This is a genomic window from Hyphobacterium lacteum, assembly GCF_036330345.1.
Classification (GTDB): Bacteria; Pseudomonadota; Alphaproteobacteria; order Caulobacterales; family Maricaulaceae; genus Hyphobacterium; species Hyphobacterium lacteum.
Genome location: NZ_JAZDRP010000004.1, coordinates 98,752 through 120,005, shown reverse-complemented (window position 1 = coordinate 120,005; position 21,254 = coordinate 98,752). Strand labels below are relative to the sequence as shown.

Annotated in this window: 17 protein-coding genes; 10 read left to right on the top strand and 7 right to left on the bottom strand. The window is 61.5% G+C overall.

Annotated elements, in window-relative coordinates; all coding sequences use genetic code 11:
- The first annotated feature begins 68 nt into the window (after window positions 1–68).
- Both hppD and V0U79_RS07695 read left to right on the top strand, forming a co-directional pair.
- A complete protein-coding gene (hppD, locus tag V0U79_RS07700; RefSeq protein WP_330198910.1) occupies window positions 69–1,121 on the top strand; it encodes a 4-hydroxyphenylpyruvate dioxygenase in 1,053 nt (350 codons plus the stop codon).
- Between the two features lie 8 nt (window positions 1,122–1,129).
- Window positions 1,130–1,585, top strand: a complete 456-nt coding sequence (locus V0U79_RS07695; RefSeq protein ID WP_330198909.1) for a MarR family winged helix-turn-helix transcriptional regulator — start codon at window positions 1,130–1,132, stop codon at window positions 1,583–1,585.
- On the opposite strand, the gene V0U79_RS07690 is transcribed toward V0U79_RS07695, so the two are convergent.
- The 3 genes from V0U79_RS07690 to ppa all read right to left on the bottom strand — a co-directional run bounded on the left by V0U79_RS07690 (window position 1,582) and on the right by ppa (window position 3,552).
- The gene (locus V0U79_RS07690; RefSeq protein WP_330198908.1) at window positions 1,582–2,031 is read right to left on the bottom strand and encodes a MaoC family dehydratase; all 450 of its coding nucleotides are present in this window, start codon (window positions 2,029–2,031) and stop codon (window positions 1,582–1,584) included. The genes V0U79_RS07695 and V0U79_RS07690 overlap by 4 nt on opposite strands.
- Before the next feature lie 4 nt (window positions 2,032–2,035).
- On the bottom strand, window positions 2,036–2,953 hold the full coding sequence (locus tag V0U79_RS07685) for a branched-chain amino acid transaminase (RefSeq protein WP_330198907.1): 918 nt from the start codon (window positions 2,951–2,953) through the stop codon (window positions 2,036–2,038).
- A gap of 68 nt (window positions 2,954–3,021) precedes the next feature.
- Window positions 3,022–3,552: an inorganic diphosphatase gene (gene ppa / locus V0U79_RS07680; protein ID WP_330198906.1), complete on the bottom strand. Its 531-nt coding sequence runs from the start codon at window positions 3,550–3,552 to the stop codon at window positions 3,022–3,024.
- Between the two features lie 130 nt (window positions 3,553–3,682).
- On the opposite strand from ppa, the gene V0U79_RS07675 reads away from it, so the two are divergent.
- A complete protein-coding gene (locus V0U79_RS07675) occupies window positions 3,683–4,426 on the top strand; it encodes a class I SAM-dependent methyltransferase (RefSeq protein WP_330198905.1) in 744 nt (247 codons plus the stop codon).
- On the opposite strand, the gene V0U79_RS07670 is transcribed toward V0U79_RS07675, so the two are convergent.
- Genes V0U79_RS07670 through V0U79_RS07660 form a run of 3 tightly spaced genes read right to left on the bottom strand, consistent with a single transcriptional unit; the run spans window position 4,423 to window position 6,587 of the window.
- Entirely contained in the window at window positions 4,423–4,878 is a 456-nt protein-coding gene (locus tag V0U79_RS07670; protein ID WP_330198904.1) for a choice-of-anchor V domain-containing protein, read from the bottom strand. The genes V0U79_RS07675 and V0U79_RS07670 overlap by 4 nt on opposite strands.
- Complete coding sequence (locus V0U79_RS07665; protein ID WP_330198903.1) at window positions 4,875–5,897, bottom strand: Vgb family protein; 1,023 nt, start codon at window positions 5,895–5,897, stop codon at window positions 4,875–4,877. The genes V0U79_RS07670 and V0U79_RS07665 overlap by 4 nt, the downstream gene beginning before the upstream one ends.
- Window positions 5,898–5,957: 60 nt before the next feature.
- Window positions 5,958–6,587 carry an RluA family pseudouridine synthase gene (locus V0U79_RS07660; RefSeq protein ID WP_330198902.1) on the bottom strand — a complete coding sequence of 210 codons (630 nt, stop codon included), beginning with the start codon at window positions 6,585–6,587 and terminating at the stop codon, window positions 5,958–5,960.
- A gap of 195 nt (window positions 6,588–6,782) precedes the next feature.
- On the opposite strand from V0U79_RS07660, the gene V0U79_RS07655 reads away from it, so the two are divergent.
- Window positions 6,783–9,257, top strand: a complete 2,475-nt coding sequence (locus V0U79_RS07655; RefSeq protein WP_330198901.1) for a zinc-dependent metalloprotease — start codon at window positions 6,783–6,785, stop codon at window positions 9,255–9,257.
- A gap of 9 nt (window positions 9,258–9,266) precedes the next feature.
- Here the strand turns inward: V0U79_RS07655 and V0U79_RS07650 are convergent, their stop codons facing one another.
- Window positions 9,267–17,126, bottom strand: a complete 7,860-nt coding sequence (locus V0U79_RS07650; RefSeq protein WP_330198900.1) for a YadA-like family protein — start codon at window positions 17,124–17,126, stop codon at window positions 9,267–9,269.
- 543 nt (window positions 17,127–17,669) lie between these two features.
- Between V0U79_RS07650 and V0U79_RS07645 the strand changes: the two genes are divergently transcribed.
- The 6 genes from V0U79_RS07645 to V0U79_RS07620 all read left to right on the top strand — a co-directional run bounded on the left by V0U79_RS07645 (window position 17,670) and on the right by V0U79_RS07620 (window position 21,219).
- A complete protein-coding gene (locus tag V0U79_RS07645; protein ID WP_330198899.1) occupies window positions 17,670–18,884 on the top strand; it encodes a site-specific integrase in 1,215 nt (404 codons plus the stop codon).
- Window positions 18,884–19,561: a hypothetical protein gene (locus V0U79_RS07640; protein ID WP_330198898.1), complete on the top strand. Its 678-nt coding sequence runs from the start codon at window positions 18,884–18,886 to the stop codon at window positions 19,559–19,561. Before V0U79_RS07645 ends, V0U79_RS07640 begins: the two co-directional genes overlap by 1 nt.
- Window positions 19,562–19,676: 115 nt before the next feature.
- Window positions 19,677–19,868 carry a helix-turn-helix transcriptional regulator gene (locus tag V0U79_RS07635; RefSeq protein WP_330198897.1) on the top strand — a complete coding sequence of 64 codons (192 nt, stop codon included), beginning with the start codon at window positions 19,677–19,679 and terminating at the stop codon, window positions 19,866–19,868.
- A gap of 323 nt (window positions 19,869–20,191) precedes the next feature.
- Window positions 20,192–20,437, top strand: coding sequence for a hypothetical protein (locus tag V0U79_RS07630; RefSeq protein ID WP_330198896.1), 246 nt, complete (start codon window positions 20,192–20,194; stop codon window positions 20,435–20,437).
- Window positions 20,415–20,924: a DUF5681 domain-containing protein gene (locus V0U79_RS07625; protein ID WP_330198895.1), complete on the top strand. Its 510-nt coding sequence runs from the start codon at window positions 20,415–20,417 to the stop codon at window positions 20,922–20,924. The genes V0U79_RS07630 and V0U79_RS07625 overlap by 23 nt, the downstream gene beginning before the upstream one ends.
- A gap of 76 nt (window positions 20,925–21,000) precedes the next feature.
- Window positions 21,001–21,219 carry a hypothetical protein gene (locus V0U79_RS07620; RefSeq protein WP_330198894.1) on the top strand — a complete coding sequence of 73 codons (219 nt, stop codon included), beginning with the start codon at window positions 21,001–21,003 and terminating at the stop codon, window positions 21,217–21,219.
- Window positions 21,220–21,254: the final 35 nt, after the last annotated feature.

Sequence of the window (21,254 nt, the reverse complement as noted above, 5' to 3'; positions counted from 1 at the left end):
AAGGGGCGAGTTTCGAGGCGCGGGCATTACGCCCCCTCGCTGTCCGCCGGATATGAAGGAGCAAGGCCATGGCCGATCTGTTTGAAAACCCGCTTGGAACCGACGGTTTCGAATTTGTCGAATATACCGGTCCGGATACCGATGCCCTGGAAAAACTGTTTCGCCAGCTCGGTTTTGCCGCCGTTTCGAAGCACAAGACAAAAGACATTGTCCGCTTCAAGCAAGGCGACATCAATTTCATCCTGAACCGCGAAAAGACCGGCCAGGCGGCCGATTTCGCCAAGGTCCACGGCCAGTCGGCCAACGCCATGGCCTTCCGTGTGAAGGATGCCAAATTCGCCTATGAGGAAGCCCTCAAGCGCGGCGCGGAACCGTTCGGCGATGGTGTCTGGACGAACACGGATGAAGTGCCGGCCATTAAGGGTATTGGTGGTTCGGTTCTCTATCTCGTCGACAAATATGGCGCCAATGGCGACATCTATGGCGATTTCGAACCGACGGGCGAGACTGACAATGGCGGCGTCGGCCTCGAAATCCTCGACCACCTCACGCACAATGTGCACCAGGGCCAGATGAAAGTCTGGGCGGACTTCTACGAGAACGTCTTCAACTTCCGCGAAATCCGCTATTTCGACATCAAGGGCAAGCAGACCGGCCTGTTCTCCAAGGCCATGACCGGCCCGTGCGGCAAGCTGCGTATTCCGCTGAATGAAAGCCAGGACGACAAGTCCCAGATCGCTGAATTCCTGCGCGATTACAATGGCGAAGGCATCCAGCACATCGCCCTGACGACCGAGGATGTCTACGGTACGGTCGACAAGCTGCGCGAAAACGGCGTGATCTTCCAGGACACGCCGGACACCTATTACGAGCTGATCGATGCCCGTGTGCCGGGCCATGGCGAACCGGTGGAGGAACTGGCCAAGCGCCGCATCCTGCTGGATGGCGATGTCGAGAACGAGCAGGGCCTGCTGTTGCAGATCTTCACCCAGACGGTGATTGGCCCGGTCTTCTTCGAGATTATCCAGCGCAAGGGCAATGAGGGCTTCGGCGAGGGTAATTTCAAGGCCCTGTTCGAATCCATCGAGCTCGACCAGGAACGCCGCGGCGTCCTGGCCTAAGACCGGCCATGCCAAGGGACGCTACACTCCGGCTTGAGGCCTACCTGCCTTACCGCCTGTCTGTGGCGTCCAATCGCGCCAGCCGCTGGGTCGCGCGCTCCTATGAGGCGAAGTTCGGCCTGTCGATCTGGCAATGGCGCGTGATCGCCGTGCTGGGCGGGGCCGAACGCCTGACCGCGCAGGACCTCGCCACGGCAACGGCCATGGACAAGGTGACGGTCTCGCGCGCCGTCAATGCGCTGATCGAGCGGGGGCTGGTTGCCCGCAAAAAGCATGAAAGCGATGGCCGCTCGGCCTTCCTCGAACTGACCGGGCCGGGCCGCAGCGTCTATGAAGAGGTCGCGCCGGTCGCGTTGCAGCATGAGGCTGATCTGCTTGATGGTTTCTCGGCGGAAGAGATCGATCAGCTGACGGCCCTGCTCGAACGCATCGAGAAGCGCGCCGAGGATCTGGCGGGGGATTAGCCCTGCAACAGCAGCGTCAGCCAGTGGGCGCGGATGGCCGGCCCGTCCTGACCTTCCACTTCCACCGTGACATCCCAGTGTGACAGCCACTGGCCGGGCTTGCGCTCTTCCACTTTCGACAGCTTGAAATGTGCGCGGATCCGCTTGCCGACCGGCGTCGGTGCGGAAAAGCGCAGTTTTTCAAAACCGTAATTCATCGGGATCATGCCCGGCGGAAAGCCCGGCAGGCAGGTGGCCCCGAGATGCGAGAGCATGGACAGAGTGAAATAGCCGTGCGCGATCGTCCCGCCGAAGGGCGTTTCCGCCTTGCTGCGCTCGACGTCCACATGGATGAAATTGTGGTCAATGGTCAGGTCGGCGAACTGGTTGACCCGGTCCTGGCTCATCTCGAACCAGTCCGAGGTGAAGGTCTCACCGACCCTGGTGACATAATCATCCATGCTCATGGTATTACTCCTGAACGTGGCGCAGCCAGCCACGCGTGTCTTTGGTCTGGCCCGAGAAAAGCCCGAAAAACGCGTCCTGAACAGACCTGGTGACGGGATAATCACCATTGCCAACATCCAGCCCGTCGACCTTTTTCACCGGGGTCACCTCGGCGGCAGTGCCGGTAAAGAAGATCTCATCCGCCGTGTACAGCGCTTCGCGGGGCAGGGGTTGTTCCTGCACGTCATGGCCCATATCGGCGAGCAGCTTGATGACCGTATCGCGAGTGATGCCCTTCAGGATCGAGGCCGCGCCCGGCGGGGTGCGGATCACACCATCCTCGATCAGGAAGAGGTTCTCGCCCGAGCCTTCCGACAACAGACCATCGCGGCCCAGCCCGATGCCTTCGGCGACGCCGCGATCCTTGGCCTCGTAACCGATCAGCATGGAGGAGAGATAATTTCCGCCCGCCTTCATGCCCGGCGGGATGGTATTGGGCGCCAGCCGGTTCCAGCTGGAGACAGCCACATCGACGCCATTCTTCAACGCGTCCTCGCCCAGATAGGTGCCCCAGGGGAAAGCCGCGATCATCAGATGGATCGGCGTATCGCGTGCCGTCACACCGACTGACCCGGCGCCACGAAACGCCAGCGGGCGGATATATCCGGAGGTCAGCTTGTTTTCGCGCACTGCTTCGATGCAGGCTGCACAGACGGTCTCGAAATCATAGGGGATCTCGATCCGGTACATGCGAGCCGAGCGGTAGAGCCGCTTGATATGATCTTCCAGCCGGAAGATGGCCGGGCCGTCCGGCGTGTCATAGGCGCGGATGCCTTCAAACACCGACGAGCCGTAATGCAGGGCATGGCTCATCACGTGGACCGTGCAGTCCTCCCAGCGGCGAAGCTCTCCGTCCATCCAGATATAGTCGGCTTTTTTCAACGCATGTCCTCCTGCGGAGTGGGGTTCGCGGGAAGAGATACGCCAAAAGGCCGCAAAGGCGAAGGGGGCTAGCCCTTCTTCGCCTGCTCGATCGCCTTGGTGATCAGCTCGCGGGCGACGTCAACACCCTGCCAGCCCTTCACATTCACCCATTTGTTGGGCTCGAGATCCTTGTAGTGCTCGAAAAAGTGGGTGATGCGCGCCAGCTGTCCCGCGGGAATGTCGGAATAGCTTTTCACCTGGTCGTAAAAGGGCGTCAGCTTGGGGTGCGGTGCGGCGAGGATTTTCTCGTCCGTGCCGCTTTCATCTTCCATGAGCAGAACGCCGATCGGGCGGCAACGCACGACGCTGCCCGGCACCAGAGTGGTCGAGCCGATGCACAGAACGTCCGCCGGATCGCCATCATCCGACAGTGTGTGCGGGATGAAGCCGTAATTGCACGGATAGCGCATCGGCGTGTGCAGGAATCGGTCGACGAAGATCGCGCCGGACGCCTTGTCCATCTCGTATTTGACCGGGTCACCGCCGAGCGGCACCTCGACAATCATGTTGAAATCGTCGGGTGGATTTTCTCCGATGGAAATGGCATCGATATTCATGGGTCTGCGTCCTGCTCAGAAGGAGGCGCGGCATACCGCCGGGAGCGGCCGAGGGCAAGCGGGTTCCGGCTGGATTTTGCGGATTTCGTTTCCGGCAGCGCCGGATCCGGTAGAAGGGAAAGACTTCGGCATGACGGAATCCTCACCCAGTTTTATCCGGAATCGCGGGCAGATCAGCTATACATTCCAGGATGTTGGAGCCTATGGCGAGTTTCTGAACACGAACCGCCTGAATGCCTGGCGCCGCGCACTCGAGCTCACCGGCGCGAAACGCGAGGGCAAATCGGTCGATCTGGGCTGTTCCTATGGATCATGGGCTGACAACTGGCAGGCGCTGGGCCTTTCGGACGTCACCGGGCTGGACGTCAATGCCGACGTGATCGAACAGGCGCGCAACCGGCTCGGGAAAGCCGAGCATGGCGGCAGCGGGCGTATTGCAGCGCTCCCCTCGCCGCCGGACAATGTTGCCTGCAATGGCATGATTGTGCATGTGCTGGATGAGGACGAGGAGCTGCGGATCTTTACAGATGTCCGCGGTGGTCTGAAGCCGAATGGCTGGTTTTTCGTGTCCGTGCTGAACAGCGATTTCTACCTTTCACCCAGCGGCTTTCAGCCGCATACCGGCCCGAATTCCTGCACCCGCACGCTCGATTTTCACGAAAGCCTGCTGGCGAAGGCGGGTTTCGAGATCGCCCATACCGTCGGAACTTTCATTAATCCATGGTTCTGCGAGGGCATGCGGAAATCGGCGGACAAGCGCTTGCAGGAAGACGGCCGCTTCTTCGTCGCCATGACGGTTCTCGCCGACGCTTTGCGCGACGCCGATCAGGTCAAACCCTTCTCGGAAGTCCTGCTGGCTTGCCGCGCGCGCTAGCGCAAGACCTCGAAGCTCTGCAGTAGGATCGTGTCGCCGAACTCGCTGCCATCGCCATTGGCATCATTGATCGCCAGCCAGAAGGTCACCGGCCCATCGCTGTCGCCGGCAATCCAGGTGACCGTCCATTCTCCGGCTGGCCGCGTCGAGCGGGCACCGGCATCTCGTGAGCGCGTTGTCCGGTCCGGGGAATCGAATTCGCCGGAACTGGTGACCAGCTGGAAGCCGTTCACATCGCCCGCATCGGCCAGGCGGACGGTCAGCTCATAGCTTTCACCAGGTACGAAATGATCCGGCAGGCCATCCAGCAGCAGGCGCGGACTGTCGAGCTGGGCGTCATTGTCCCAGTGGCAGGCCGTGCAGTTATCGGTGCCAGGCTGGCCGGAATGGCCCCAGGGCGGGGCGTTCGGAAAGCCGCCACCGGCGACGAGAAGGGTTGTCAGAATCATCATTCCTGTGGCCTCACGACTGCGCGGCCGATTGTATTGCTATCGGCCCCGAACCAGATTTCGCCTGTCGGCTCGAAAAATTGCATGTGGCGCAACGTGCCGCCGCCGGAGGGGACAGGCGTCTGGGAGAAGAATTCGCCACTCGCCGGATCAAAGCCGACGAAATTGTTGGGCTGGACGCCGGTCTCGACGAACCAGATGTTGTTCTGATCATCGACCGCCATCGCATAGGGGCGGCTGTTTTCGCCGGCGGGAGCAGCCCATTCCTGCACTGCATTGGTCGCCGGATCGAACCCACCGACATAACCGCCCGCATAATCAACATACCAGATATAGCCATTGTCCGTGATGCCGATCCGGCGCGGACGGGCCTCTTCGCGCGGGAGCACGATCTCGGCCAGTTGCAGCGTGTCCGGGTTCACGGCCGCCAGCTTGTTGGTGCCCAGCAGGACCACCCATACCGTGCCATTGGCGTCGATCTCGATTCCATAGGGCCGGGCGTTCTCGGTCGGCACATCGATGACATCCAGATCGAAGGTGGAGACATTCAGCCGTCCGATCCGGTTGGCGCCCTGCGCGGTGAACCACAGATACTGGCCGCCCTGATCAAAGATCAGCGTATGCGGATCGCGCGGAATGCCATTGGGCATGTCGATGCGCAGCAATTGTCCGGTTTCCGGATCATACCGGCCGATATAGGCGTCGCGATTGCCGGCAAACCAGACCATACCGTCGGCATCGACCACCTGATTATGCGGTCCCGTGCCTTCCGGCATGTCCCAGCGGCCGATCTCGCCGCTTTCCGGTTCAAGCCATCCCAGATAATCGCCGCGCTGACCGACAAACCAGACACGCTCGCCATCAGTCGTGAAGGGATCGCGCGGCCGCGTGTCCTCGTAGGGGATGGTCCACTCCTCGATCAGCACCTGACCGTCGCCCATGGAGCCGGCATTGGTGAAATCCTGTGCCAGAGCAGGGGCCGCCATGCCCAGTGACAGGGTCGTGAAAATCAAGGAACGCATTCAAAAATCTCCCCGGTATTGCTTGCGGCCAGACTGTATTGCCGCTGCGGGGGTCGTCAATCAGAACGGTGCCGGGCTGGTAAAGCGCAAGTGTTCACCGCTTTCCGGATGGATGAAGCCCAGACTTTCGGCATGCAGGCACAACCGGTCGCGCAGGGCACGCGTTTCTGTATCGGCATAGAAATTATCGCCCAGTATGGGATGACCAATATGCGCCATGTGAAGGCGTAACTGGTGAGAGCGTCCGGTCAGCGGCGTCAGTGCCATACGGCTGATCCCGCCCCCCCGCTCCAGAACCCGCCAGTCGGTGATCGCCTGCCGGCCATTGACCGGATCGATATGCTGGCGCGGGCGGTTGGGCCAGTCGGTGATGATGGGCGCATCGACGCGCCCTGTGTCCGCTTCCAGTGTGCCGCGCACCAGCGCGACATACCGTTTTTGCGTCTCCCGTTTCTCGAATTGCCGTCCGATCGTGGCCTGCGCCTTAGCGGTCAGGGCGAGAACAATGACCCCGGACGTATCCATGTCCAGCCGGTGGATAATGCGCGCCGCGCGGTATTCCTCGCGCGCCCGCGATTCCAGGCAATCGGCCCGGTCCGGCGTCTTGCCCGGCACGCTTAGCAGACCCGCCGGCTTGTCCAGCACCAGTATGTGGTCATCGGCATGGATGACGGGCAGCAGGCCGCGCACCGGTGGACGGTAGACGAAGTCTTTTGGCAGGTCAGGCAGGCGGGCAGGGATGGCAGATGCTCCGGATCTTGGCAGTCTGGCGGCTTCTAGCCGGATATACGGCGCGGCGCCAATGTTGATAGCCTTCCGCTATACCTCTCCGGAATCATCGGCTAGCGTCCCGTCACCATCACGGACCAATACGCGGGGAGCGCCATGAAAACCCTGATCACTGCCCTGATCGCCATGTCCTTTGCCGGCCTGGCTTCCGCCCAGGACGAACCGGTCAGCTATGCCGACACCATTGCCGGGCTGGAGCTGCGCGACGGTTTTGTCCCGCTATATGTCGATGACAGTGACGGCCGCATCCTGGCGCGGCTCAGCGAGGGCGCGGACGGTGATTATGGCCGCATGATCTACACCGCCCGGATGACGTCGGGCCTCGGGTCCAACCCGGTCGGTATAGACCGCGGGCTGGGCTCGTCCTCGGAAGTCCTGCGCTTTACCCGTGTGGGTAACCGCATTTATGCCGAGTTCGAAAACACGCGCTATCGCGCTGACGGCGCCGGAGCGGACGAGGCCAATGCGACGCGGCAATCCTTTGCCCGCTCCATTGTCTGGAGCACGGATATCGTCGCCGAAGATGACGGCAATGTCCTGATCGATCTCTCAGCCTTCCTGACCCGCGACCAGGTCGACACGGCGGGCTACCTCTCCAATGCCGGTGAGGGCACCTACAGCGTCGATGGCGACCGCTCCGCACCCTTGCCGGCAAGCGCCATGGCCTTCCCGCAAAATGTCGAGATTGATGCGCTGATCACCCTGTCCGGTTCGCCGGAAGGCGGCGAAGTGGCTGCCGTTACGCCGGATGCGGATTCCATTACCCTGACCGTGCATCACTCTTTTGTGGCACTGCCGGAGGCCGGCTATCAGGTGCGCGAAGCCGATGAGCGCTCCGCCGCCATTCCGGTAGAAGTCTATGATATGGCCGCACCGCTGGATCAGCCGATCCGGCGCCAGCTGGCCCTGCGTCACCGGCTGGAACGGGTGGATCCGTCCGCTCCGTCAGGTCCCGTTGTCGAGCCGATTGTCTATTATGTTGATCGCGGCACGCCGGACATTATCCGCGATGCGCTGATCGAGGGCGGAAACTGGTGGGCCGAGGCCTTCGCCGCAGCCGGGTTTGAAGAGGCGTTCCGCGTCGAGGTCCTGCCCGAAGGCGTCCATCCGCTCGATGTCCGCTACAATGTCATCCAGTGGGTCCACCGTCAGACCCGCGGCTGGTCCTATGGGGGGTCTGTCTACGACCCGCGTACGGGCGAGATCATCAAGGGCCATGTCCTTCTGGGCAGCCAGCGCGTGCGTCAGGACCGGATGATTTTCGAAGGCCTGCTGGGCCGGGCCGGTACAGGGACGGGCGCCGATGATGATCCGCTGGAACTGGCGCTCGACCGCGTCCGTCAGCTCTCGGCTCATGAGATCGGCCATACAATCGGCCTGATGCACAATTTTGCGGCCAGTGTCAGCGACCGCGCTTCGGTGATGGATTATCCGGCTCCGCTCGTCCGCGTGGGCGAGGGCGGCGTAATGGATGTTTCCGCCGCCTATGATGTGGGCATTGGCGAGTGGGACATTGCTTCGGTCCGCTGGCTCTATTCGCAATTCGCCGATCCGGCAGATGAAGCCGCCGGTCTGGAAGCCATTCTGGATCAGGCGCGCAGCGATGGCCTGATGTATATTTCCGACCGTCACGCCCGCGGCAATGATTCCGGTCATCCGCTGGCCAATCTCTGGGATAACGGCGCCAATCCAACCGACGAATTGCTGGCCACACTGGACGTTCGCGAGCAGGCACTGGCTGCGTTTGGTCCGCACGTCATGCAAGAGGGCTGGCCGCTGTCGTCGATCCGCGATGCCTTCCCGCCCATCTATCTGTACCACCGCTATCAGGTTGAGGCTGCCGCCTCGTCTCTGGGCGGTGTGATGTTCGCCTATGAAAACAATCATTCCGGCGTGGCGGGCGTTTCGGCCTATGATGCCGCTGAACAGCGACGGGCCTTGGCGGCACTCATCGAGACCCTGCAACCCGCGCAGCTCGATATCAGCGATGCCACGCTGGCCTTGCTTTCGCCCTCGCCCTATGTCGATTACGACCCGATTGCCCAGCGCGAGCATTTCGAGAGCGACCAGTATCCCGCTTTCAGTCGCACCAATGCCGCCGCCGCGGCGGCGCGCAATACGCTGCAGGCCATGTTGTCACCGGCCCGCCTCGCCCGCATGAGCGATCAGGCGGCGCGGGATGAAACACAATTGTCGCCATCGGAGGTGCTGAACGCGCTGCACACGGCAATCATTGACGTGCCGCGCGGAGAATCGGCCCGCCTCACGGCCATCCGGCAGGCGGTCCAGACCGAGTTCGTGCTCCAGCTCTTGCGCGTTGCGGCATCGGACACGCCGTCAGCGGCGGCTCCGGCCCGCGCCGGTCTGGAAGATTATGCGGAGCGCTGGGGTCGCAACCGATCGAACAATCACTTCTTCTGGCTGGCACGTCAGATCGAGGCCGGTCTCGCCCGCATCGATGCCGGTGAGGATCTCGAAGCCATCGACACCGATATTCCGCCGGGCAGCCCCATCGGGGCGGATAGCTGCTGGCATTGCGACAGCGGCAGGCTGGTCGGGCTGGGGGACTAGCCCCCGCCCTTACCAGCCCCAGCGCACGCCTGCGCGGCCGCCGACTTCTCCCGTGTCGGCGCCGAAGCCGAAGCCCGCATTGATCGAGAAGGTCTCGTTCACACGCGCCGCGCCTGAGAAGGCGAGGGCATGGCTGTCATTGAAGAAGCCCCAATTGGCCGAGAAGGAGTAGTTCTCGTTCGAATTGAGGCTCGTCACGCCCGCCATGGCGAGCGCCAGGGCAACACCATCCGTATTGGTCTTGATGTCTCCGGAATTGGTCACGACCACGTTCGACAGGCTCGAGAAGTCGGTCTGGAATTCCGCGAAGTCCAGCTGCAGGGCTGCAATGTCGGACGTGTTCTGGGCAATGGCCGCTGCGTTCTGCGCGATCGGTGTGGCATTGGGATAGTTCGGGTTGATCGCCGGTATGCGTGAGGGCGAGCCACGCCAGCCCGTATAGCCTTCGCCGCCGCCCGGATTGCCACCGGGCAGTCCGGCATCGCCGCCACCCGGCAATCCGCCATCACCCCCGCCAAGGTCGTCAGAGCCATCATTGAAGCCTTCGCCGCGGCGGCCGTCATCCTCATAGCCTTCCGACGTCCGGGCCGAGGCGACCTGGGTCGTGTCCGGAACTTCACCGGTCATCATCCGGCGCATTTCCTCACGCATAGCGGCCATTTCGGCCCGCATCGCTTCCATTTCGGCGCGCATCGCGGCCACTTCGGCGCTGGCGGCCGTGCTGGCGGCGGCATTCGCCGCCGGCAGAGGGCCACTATCCGCTCCGGCCAGCTGGAATTCGCTGATGGCGACAGATTTCAGATTGCCCGAACCGTCAGCGGTGATGACATAATCCGCCGAGCCCGCCGAAATGATATTCGCCGCATTCGACAGGCCCGGCAGCGTGTAGAAGCTGGTCGAAAGGCCCAGCAGGATCTGGTTGGCAAAGGTGGTGGAGGTGTTCGCACCAATGGCAACGGAATTATCGAAGCCTGCACTGGCGCTGCGTCCGAGTGCCAGGCTGTAATAGCCGGTCGCTACTGAAGACCGACCCAGCGCAGTTGAACCCACCCCGGTAGCGTCCGCAAGGAAACCGACGGCTGTGGAATCGCCGGCCGTTGCTTCGGAAATCGCCCCGAGCGCTGTGCTGCCGATCGCCGAGGCATTCGCCGACCGGCCTACGGACGTTCCATAGTTGCCAGTCGCTCGGCTTAAGCGGCCAACGGCCGTCGCACTCTCGGCACTGGCGACAGATGAAGAACCAATAGCCGATGCATTATTGCCGGTGGCATCCGAGAAGATTCCGATAGCGGTCGAGTTGGCGGTCGTGGCTTCGGAAAAGGCGCCGATCGCCGTGGCATTGTCAGCTGAAGCGACAGCTGAACGCCCTATGGCGGTAGATGCCAGACCGGACGCTGTCGCCTGCGAGCCGATAGCCGAGGCAGAATCTGCCGAGGCAGTGGAAAGGGAGCCAATCGCCGAGGACTGGATTCCCGCAGCATTGGCAGTGGTACCGATCGCCGTCGCATTATTCTGTGCGGCCTGAGCCGAAAGGCCGATGGCCACGGCATTGGACCCGGTGGCATCCGCTGATGTGCCGAGCGCGACATTGCCGATCTGTGTGGAGGTTGCATCAGCGCCCAGGGCTATGGCGCCGGCCGCCGTGGCCTGGGCACCTAGGAAATTCGCGTCGGTGTAATCTCCGCCCAGCGCAATCGCTCCGTTCGCCGTCGCATCGGACCGTTGCCCCAACGCTATGGCGGCAGTCGCATTCGCCCTAGAGAAATAACCAATTGAAATGGCCGAAGTTCCAGAGCCGACGGCACTACGGCCAAAGGCTATGGATTCATCGCCCGATGCTTCGGCATAGGAACCGACAGCGGTGGAGCGCAATCCCGTAGCGTCCGACGTATAGCCCACAGCAAGTGATTCCAGGCCGGAACTGACGGCATAAGGGCCAAGCGCGGCGGATTGTCCGCCTGACGCGATGGAACGCGTCCCCAGTGCCACGGTATTACTCGCGCTGGTCTGTGCATCCGATCCGATCGCTACGGAAAGTGAGCCGACGGCCTGCGCACCAAGAGTGTCACCATCACCGCCATCGCCACCTATCGCAACCGAATAGGCCCCGGATGCCAGGGACTCCTCGCCAATGGAGATCGCATTCAAGCCCGACGCGCCAGCGCTGTAGCCTATGGCAATCGCATCGGTAGCGGAGGATGCCGAATTCCGGCCGATCGAGATGGCCCGGGAAGAACTGGCGTTTGCCGACTGTCCAAGGGCGACCGCACTCGAACTGGAATTGGCGAATTCGCCGAGTGCGACCCCCTGATTGGTAGCAGTTGCCAACCGGCCAATGGCGGTAGCGCCTGTCGCGGAGGCATCCGAATTGGCGCCTATGGCGGTTGAACCGGCACTGGCAGACGCATCAGCGTTTTCACCGATGGCCGTGGAATCGTCTCCACCGGCATTGGAGTTCACGCCAATCGCGACATTGCCTGTGCTGTCTGCTGTCGATGCGCGTCCCAGCACGATGGCGTCCTGCCCTGCCGTATTCGCATCGGCGCCAATAGCAATCGCGCCGTCTGCCGTGGCCTGAGCGCCGTCAGAGACGCCATCGCTGTCATCACCACCGATGGCGATCGCGCCGGCTCCGGTCGCATCGCTTTGATTGCCGATCGAGATGGCCTCCAGACCTGAAGCATTGGCCTGATCACCGACGGCGGTGGCACCCGCGGCTGTGGCCTGGGCGTTGGACCCCAGCGCGCTTGACTGGCCTTGGGTGGCGTCGGCACCGAAGCCGACGGCCGTCGCGTTGGCATTCGAAGCAACAGTGTTGTTGCCGACCGCAAGGCTGCCGCCACCGCTAGCCGTCGCATTACCACCAAAAGCCGCCGCATTGCTGCCGGTCGCCTGGGCGTTCTCGCCCACGGCCACGGTGTCGGTGCTGGTCGAATCCGCGCCGTCACCGATGGCCACGCTGCGCAGGCCGGTCGCCAACGTACCGCCGCCAATCGCGATACTGCCTTCCTGCGTTGCAGAGGTGGACACGCCGAACGCCATGGCGCGTTCGCCACTGGCCGTGACGAGGGACCCGATCGCCACGCTGGACGTGCCGGTGCTGTTGGAATCATTGCCGATGGCAGTGGATCGGTTGCCCGTCGCCGTAGCGCCGGTTCCCAGCGCGTTGGAGAGCAGGGTCGCTTCGGAATCCGTACCGATGGCAATTGTGTCGGCCCCTGTGGCCTGGGCTCCCAGACTGTCTCCGTCGGTGCCGTCTGCACCAATGGCTATGCTGCGCGTTCCTGCGTCCGTCAGGTTGCCGAGCGCGATGGCATCATCGCCGGGCGCATTGGAGTTAATGCCAATGGCAACCGCACCATTACCGCCGGCAGCAGCGGCCTGACCGAGACTGATGGCGCCGGTATCGCTTGCCGCTGCGTCGCGGCCAATACTGATTGCGCCTGTGCCCGACGCGCCGGCGTTCTGGCCGAGTGCCGTCGCCCCTTCAGCGGTCGCATCCGAATTGCTGCCGATCGATGTCGCATCACGGGCGCCTGCATTCGCTGCATAGCCAACCGCTGTCGATTCCTGCACCCCGGTCGAACGGGCTCCTGTTCCTACCGCAACGCTGGCACTAGCCGTTGCCGCCGCGCCTTCGCCGACTGATGTGGAACTGGCACCGCTGGCCACCGCATCGCTACCCAGTGCAGTTGAGTAATCGCCCGTCGCCTGGGCACCGACCGTATCGCCGTCATTGCTGTCCCCGCCGATAGCCACGGCGGCTGTGCCGCTGGCTGCGGACTGGGCGCCAATGGAGATGCTGTTTTCAGCTGCGGCATTGGCATCCGCGCCCACTGAGACGGCACCGGTGCCACCGACGTCCGCGCTGTGGCCGACGGCGGTGGTGTCGGTAAAGTCGGCATTGGCCAGATTGCCCACGGCGACCGACTGGGCCCCGGTCGCGCTCGAGCTGGCGCCGATCGCGGTGGAATCGACCCCGCTGGCGAAAGCATCGGCGCCAACAGCTGTGGCATCCTCTCCTGTCGCATCGGCGCTGTTTCCAAGTGCCGTCGCGTCAAATTCGGTGGCCGTGCTATCTTCGCCTACCGATGTGGACTGGGAGCGCGTCGCATCGGCACCCTCACCAAGCGCTGTGCTCTCGGATCCGGTGGCATTGGAGTTCGCACCGACAGCGGTCGCGCCGCTGAAGCCACTCGCCGTCGAATTGCGTCCGCATTCGAGGGAGGTTGTGCCGCCGGTTCCGTTTTCATTACAGGCCGGCGTCGTGTCGAATGTGCCATCAAGCCCGGCTGCGGAAGCCAGTGTGAAAGCAGGCGCCGGCCCGCCATCAGGGGCCAGCGAGAAGGCGCTGATATCGACGGATTTCAGATTGCCCGAGCCATCGGTCACCACGACATAGCTGGCCGATCCGGCACCAATGATGTTGGCGCCGTCCACAAGGCCCGGCAGCGTGTAGAAGCTGGTCGAGAGACCCAGCAGGATCTGGTGGGCGAAAGTGGTGGAGGTGTTCGCACCAATGGCAACGGAATTATCGAAGCCGGCACTGGCGCTGCGTCCGAGCGCCAGGCTGTTGATGCCAGTGGCCGCCGCCGAACGTCCGAGCGAGGTCGATCCGGCTGCCGTGGCATCCGCGAGGAAGCCAACCGCTGTGGCATCGCCGGCCGTGGCTTCCGAGAAGGCCCCCAGCGCGGAACTGCCCGTGGCCGAGGCATTCGCCGAGCGGCCCAGCGAGGAGGCGTAGGTGCCGGTCGCCCGGCTGGCTCGCCCTGCTGCCGTGGCACTTTCCGCATTGGCGACGGAAGCCGATCCGATCGCTGACGCATTATTGCCGGTGGCATCCGAGAAGATGCCGATGGCAGTCGAATTGGCGGTGGTGGCTTCAGAAAAGGCTCCGATCGCCGTGGCATTGTCCGCCGAGGCGGTGGCTTCCCGGCCGATCGCTGTGGAGGCGAGGCCGGTCGCGCTGGCCTGCGAACCGATGGCCGATGCCGAGGCGGCGCTGGCATTCGCCAGCGAGCCAATGGCAGACGACTGGACACCGGCCGCGTTCGCTGTCGTACCAATCGCCGTGGCATTATTCTGTGCCGCTTGCGCCGAGAGGCCGATGGCCACGGCGTTGGAGCCCGTGGCATCCGCCGATGTACCCAATGCGACATTGCCGATCTGGGTGGAGGTTGCATCCCCGCCCAGCGCAATTGCGCCATCCGCCGTGGCTTGGGCGCCAAGAATGTCGCCGTCGGTGTAATCTCCGCCAATGGCAATAGCGTTCTCGGCCGTTGCGCCGGAATTGTAGCCAAGCGCAACCGCTTCAACACCTGACGCCTCGGCCAGAAGGCCGGCGGCTATCGCCCGGGAGGCGCTGGCATCGGAATTCGTACCCAGGGCAACGGAATCCGTTCCGGATGCCGTGCCGCCGGCGAAAGCACCCGATCCCACACCACTGGCTGTGGAGAAGGAACCGATCGCCGTGCCGGAGGAATTGCTGGCATTCGCGCCGCGGCCCAGCGCAACGGTGGAATTGGACGTCGCCTGCGCACCATCACCGATCGCCAGGGATTCCAGTCCTGTCGCATCGGCACTGTCACCAATCGCGATTGTGCTTGTATTGCTGGCGACGGTATCAGCGCCAATTGCAACGGCATTGGTGCCGCTGGCCGAAGCGGACTGACCAAGCGCCATTGCATCGGCCGCGGCGGCCGACGCACTACTGCCGATCGCGACGGCATTGGTGGCATTAGCGAGTGTATCCGTGCCAAGTGCGATCGCGTTGATCTGCGTTGCCCGGGCGCCGTCAGAACCTGCATCGCCTCCATCGGCGCCTATCGCAATAGAATCCGAAGCCGTTGCATCGCTCGAGGCCCCGATTGCGATCGCGGAATTGCCGGAGGCGGTGCTGGAGTTTCCAATTCCGACTGCAAAATTGGTGGCAGATGTATCTCCGCCGATTGCAATCCCGCCAACATTAGAGACCGTGGCGCGTGCCCCGAGCGCCACTGTATCATTGCCGGTTGATGCGGAATCCTGCCCAATCGCGATTGCTCCGGTGCCAGACGATGTTGCGCCAATGGTATCGGCATCGGTGGCACCATCGCTGCCAATGGCGATACCGTAATCGCCGGAGGTGGATGACTGGGTGCCGACTGCAATTGCGCTCGTGCCGGACGACGCGGCATCAGCGCCCACGGCAATGGCATAATTCCCGGTTGACTGGGCTCCATCACCACCGGCATCCGTCCCGTCGCCACCTATCGCGATGCCGGAAGTGCCGGTCGCGTCAGAAAACAATCCGATCGAAACAGATTGCGTTCCGGATGCGTTACTCGCACCACCAACGCCCACGGCGAAATCGCCCGCTGCGCTGTCCACGCCAAGCGCGGTGCCGCCACCGCTGGCATCGGCCCTGCGCCCTAGGGCTATAGCCGATGCCGCCGCGCTGGCTTCACTTCCGATTGCGGTGGCATAGAGACCGCTCGCCGATGCGGCGAAGCCGATGGCCGTTGTGTATGTCGTGCCGGCCAGGGCATCCGCGCCAAGGGCGACGCTGTAGGAGCCTGTCGCAGACGCGCCATCGGTGCCGACGTCAGAGCCGTCGCTGCCTATCGCGATTGAGGAGGTGCCGGACACAGAGCTCGTCGCTCCAATGGCAATGCTCTGGTCCGGGCTGGCGCTGGCATTCGTGCCGATCGCGATGGCGGATACGCCGCCTGCCGAAGCATTGACTCCGAGGCTGGAGGCAAAAACGCCTGCCGAAGTAGCATCGCGCCCGATCGCAATAGCAGAAGCGCCGGATGCGGATGCGCCTGTGCCGTTGCCATTATTGTCCGAACCAATGGCAATGGAGGCGATGCCTGTCGCCGATGCATTTTCGCCCACGGCGATAGCCTCATCGGCATTGGTCGCGGCGTCGCGGCCCAAAGCCAGGGCGTTAATACCCGCAGCCGAGGTTCCTTCACCAAGGGCAATGGACGCAACACCCGATGCGGCGGCCTGCCGGCCAATGGCGACAGCATAGGAATTGGTCGCGGAGGAACTGATGCCGACAGCAATAGACTCAAGATTGGCCGCAGATGAATTGTTGCCGATACTGATCGCCGAACCACCACTGGCGGTGGCTAGATTGCCGAGCGCGACGGAATTGCCGCCTTCCGCCAGAGTGTCCCTGCCAACCGCCACGTCGCCATTTCCGATCGCTTGTGCGCCATCAGAGCCGGTATCAGTGCCGTCGCCGCCAATGGCAATTGAGCCATCGCCCGTACTATCGGTCAGCTCGCCGATGGCGACCGCTCCCAGATTGTTCACATTCGCCAGATAGCCAACGGCAATGGAATTGATGCCGGAACTGGTGGCATCATGGCCTATGGCGATAGTCCGCACCTGACTTGCGGTCGCATTCGCCAACGCAATGGAATTGTCGCCGGAGGCTGTGGCGTTTGTGCCGAGCGCAGTAGCGAGGGAACCTGACGCCGTACTGGAATTGCCAACTGCAACACCGCTGGAGCCGGAGGCATTGGAATCCTGACCGATGCCCACGCCGAACGAGCCTGCATTGGCGTTCTGGCCAACGGCAGTTGCGCCCGATGAATTGGCGGTGGTCGACTGGCCGATGGCAACGGATTCCAGGCCGCTGGCTGAACTGCTTTGTCCAATGGCCACAGAACTATTGCCTGACGCCCCGGCTGAAGCACCTACCGCGAGAGAGCTTGTACCGGTCGCGCTGGCCAGACTGCCGAGCGCGGTCGAATTTATCTGACTGGCGGTTGAATCAGCGCCAACCGCTGTCGAATCCTGGCCCGAGGCCGGGCAGGGGGGGCGTGCCGGTGGCGGTGTTGTCTGTTTCGGCCGCAGCCGTGCGAAGCGTATATTCATCAGCCCCTGCCGCAGACGTCACAGACAAAAATGCCGCCGTCGACAGGACAGCGGCAAGTGCGAGCGAGGATACTCCGGAACGTAGTCCGGCCCGGTTTTTCGCCGTGATTTCACTTGATTGCACGATTATCCCCCCGAACAGCGTATCAATACTTTTTTAACCCTATTTTGCGGGGACCGCATAAGGCAAGTATTTTCCAATATTTATTCGAGATTTACGGATGTCGAGCGGGCCTTTTCCGCAAGGACGAGGTGCCGGGCCCACAGGGCTTACAAGCGCGACTGCACCCATAGCGTCAGCGAGGACCGACCGGGCGGATGCGAGGGAGGATCAGGAAATTGGTGCGCCCACAAGGATTCGAACCTTGGACCCGCTGATTAAGAGTTTGAAGGGGCCGGTTTTCTGGCGTTTCCCCAAGATGCCGATATGCAGGAAATCCACATAAAATAAGGGGTTTGACGTTTCTCAAGTCTCCCTAGCTTTCTTCAAGTGGTGTAGCAAAGTGGTAGCACGTTCTTATTTGCTACCACCGGAGTCGCATCATGAGCGGAAAACTGACAAAGCGGGTCATTGACGGCGCCAGGCCGGGTGAAACCATTTGGGATGGCGAGTTGCGCGGATTTGGCCTTCGGGTATCCCCGGGCGGAACCAGGAGCTATGTCCTGAAATATAGGGCGCGCGGCAAGCAACGATGGATCACCCTCGGGCAGCACGGCCAACCCATGCCCGTGGAACTTCAAGCGAAGCGTGGCGCGGTCTGGACGCCGAGCGCTGCGCGGGATGAGGCGTTGCGGCTCATGGGGCGTGTTCGTGATGGGGCGGACCCCGCTCTTGAGAAGAAAACGGCCCGAGAGGCCGAAACGCTTGCCCAGTTTTCAGAGCGATATATTGCGGAGCATGCAGAGGTCAGGAACAAGCCGAAATCTGTCAAGGAGGCGAAGCGCAATCTGAAGCTCCACATCCTGCCGGTGTTAGGTAATATGAAGTTGCGCGAAATCACACGCGAAGACGTGGCGCGTTTTCATCGATCTAAACAGGGAACGCCGTATCTGGCCAATCGCTGCCTGGCGCTCATTTCACACATGCTCTCGACGGCAGAGCGCTGGGGGGTCTGTCCGCACGGGTCGACTGTTTGTCGCCACGTGGACAAGTTTAAGGAAAAGGCTCGGAAGCGATATCTCTCAACGGATGAGGTCAAGGCGCTGGGAGAAGCACTCATTGACGCGGAGTTGGAAGGTTACAATAGCTACGGGCTTTCGATCATTCGCCTTCTCATGTTCACCGGCGCACGACGCTCAGAGATTGAGGCTCTGCGCTGGGATGAGGTCGACTTAGAGCGGCGGGCGATCCATTTGCAGGACTCAAAGACGGGGCAACGGTCGATACCGCTAGCCGCTCCAGCATTGGAGATCTTAAGCACCGAAAAACGGATCGAAGGTTCGCCTTGGGTTTTTCCAGCCATGCGCGGCGATGGGCATTATCAGGGACTCGGTAAGCTTTGGCGCGCAGTTCGCGACAAGGCGGCGTTATCGGATGTGCGGTTGCACGATTTGCGGCACACCTTTGCCAGCTTCGGCGCAGCCGGCGGTCATTCCCTGCCCATCATCGGTGCATTGTTAGGTCACAAGCAGAGTGCAACGACCGAGCGGTATGCTCATTTGGCTAATGATCCTCTTCACCAGGCGGTTGATCGGATCAGCGGAACCATTGCTGCCGCACTCGATGGTACATCAGCACGAATTGTGGCTTTGAAATAATGGCAGGCCGCAAGATCCGACCGGGAGGCGCCTGGTCAAACGAGCGCGTTTATTTGGACGATGAATTTCTAGATGAACTCCAAAACGATCTGGAGATCGTGATCAATCAGCGCATCCGCGCAATGATGAACCATCAGGCTCGAACGTTTGTCGACTTCTATGAGAATGAGGCCTTTTCGATCGAGCCAGCGCTCGAGATGCTAGATGGCCTTGATAAATCAATCGACAATTTCGGACGATTGGAAGCGGAGCTCGGTAAGCTGGTCGATGCCCTCTTCTTATTGCCAGATGTGCAGAGCTCTCCTTCAGCCGTCCATACAACAAATTATCTTGAAGACCTCAGGTGTCGAGCGGACGCTGTCAGGCGGCAGTTGATAAAGAGGTCGACGAGCGATTCACGGACCGGGCGCAAGACAGATTTCTGGCTGGATCGATTAATCTGTGGTCTCGCTCATGTCGCGGATGAGATAGGTATCAAGCCGACCGTTTACTACGACCAAAGAACCCAGACCGAAACAAGCATTTTTGCTCGATTCGTAGAAAGAATTTTGGGCCAAATGGCCGATGAGTTAGCGACGCAAGATGGGTATGAAAAGCAGATTGCTGTCCTAAGAAAGAACCAGTCAGCCCGAATAAAGCGCCTAAAAAAGTCCGGTTTTGAAATGCTTGAGTCATAGGTGCTTATCACCCCTAAGAAAGCGCTGAAAGCGTCCGATAGGCAAAACATTTCCGGATTCGTAGCTTCCTCAATGCATGGCGAATTGGCCAAGCGTTGATTGGGAAGGAGCGGGAATGCGCGACATTTATGTTGATACGTCCAGGCTTGCTGAACACACTGGAATAGCTGCCAGCACCTGGACCAAAAGGCGCCTGACCGGTGACGGCCCTCATTTCATCAAGATTGGACGCCGTGTGCTCTACCGGTGGTCAGATGTCGAGGCCTGGTTCGAACAACACCTACAAGCCAGCACCAGCGACAAGTGATCAAACCTCCTGCTGTGGTCGGTGAGAAACGGCGGCGCCGCAGGTTGTAACTGGAACCGTGGGATTGCTGGCATGAACCAGAACGGCGCGCTTTAGCGAGGAGCCGATGGCCAGCCGGGGGTGCGTATAGCCCTCGAGAAGTAGCTCGCAGACCCCCGCGTTTGTACGCGAGCAGTGGGGGTGCCCATGAAAGCGGCCGGCTCCGATGAGCTTGGCAAGACGATCTGGGCTGGCGGAGCACCAGGGCAATTTTCAGGCCTTGGGATAGCTCCGCTTGGCCCAATCCGCGACCTCACCAATGAGCTCGCTCACAGGAGTTGAAGATGAAAGTCAGATCAAAAAGCCGCATTGGTCGAGTTTGCTTATCCGGGCGGGTCTTTGTTGAAGTTCATGTTCGGCCAGGATCAATTGGTACGATCGAACTCATTACCTTTCAGCACACACCTGATGGCGCGGCGTCTTATGCTCCACTGCGCATGACAACGCGCGATGTGGAGAGCCTGACGCGCCTTTTGCATCGCGCGAGTGAGATTGGTGCCTTCGCCGATGAACAGCGCCGTGAAACGTGAAGGCGGTCTCATGGAAAACAAAAAATCCGATCTTGGTCGCAAGAAAGCTGGTCGCCGTAAATACGGCCGCAATTCGGATGGTACCTTCGGACCGGGCAACCCAGGTAAACCGAAGGGCGCACGGCACAAGGCAACACGGGCGGCTCAGACCCTGCTCGAAGGTGAGGCCGAAGCTCTCTCTCGGAAGGCGGTTGAATTGGCGCTGGACGGTGACGTAACCGCCCTACGGTTATGCCTCGAACGCATCGTTCCCCCGAAGAAAGATGACGCCGTTCTATTCTTCCTTCCGCCTATGGCCTCAGCGGCAGATATAAGCGACGTTGCGGCCTCGATCCTGAAGGCGGTAGCCACAGCCACCATCACACCTTCCGAAGGCGAGCGCATTATGCGGCTGGTGGAGTTTTGCCGCCGCGCTTTGGAAACTTCGGAACTGGAGGCCCGCATCATCAGCCTGGAGTCTGGGGGGCAGGGTATTGCGACTTCGTGATCGAATTTCGCGGCTGGAGCGACTGCAGAGGGAGGCCAATTCGTCAGCCGGTGATGATGGCGCGCTGGAGCGGATCATGGAGCGTTTTGACCGTATCGCCAGATACGCGATTTCTAATGGAAGCTTTGATCACGACCCTAAAGATAGCCCGGCTTCCAACTGGGTGAGGGCGGTACTTCGAGACGATGAAGCCGCTCTCGACGAAATTGAACTGGCCTTTCCAGCGATTTCGTCGTTTCGAGAGATAACGCCGGATCTTCGCGCTTGGTGGCTTCGAGATCAAACGCGGTCCTAACTCCGCCTCGAGCAGAACTCCCTTCTCGAAGGGTG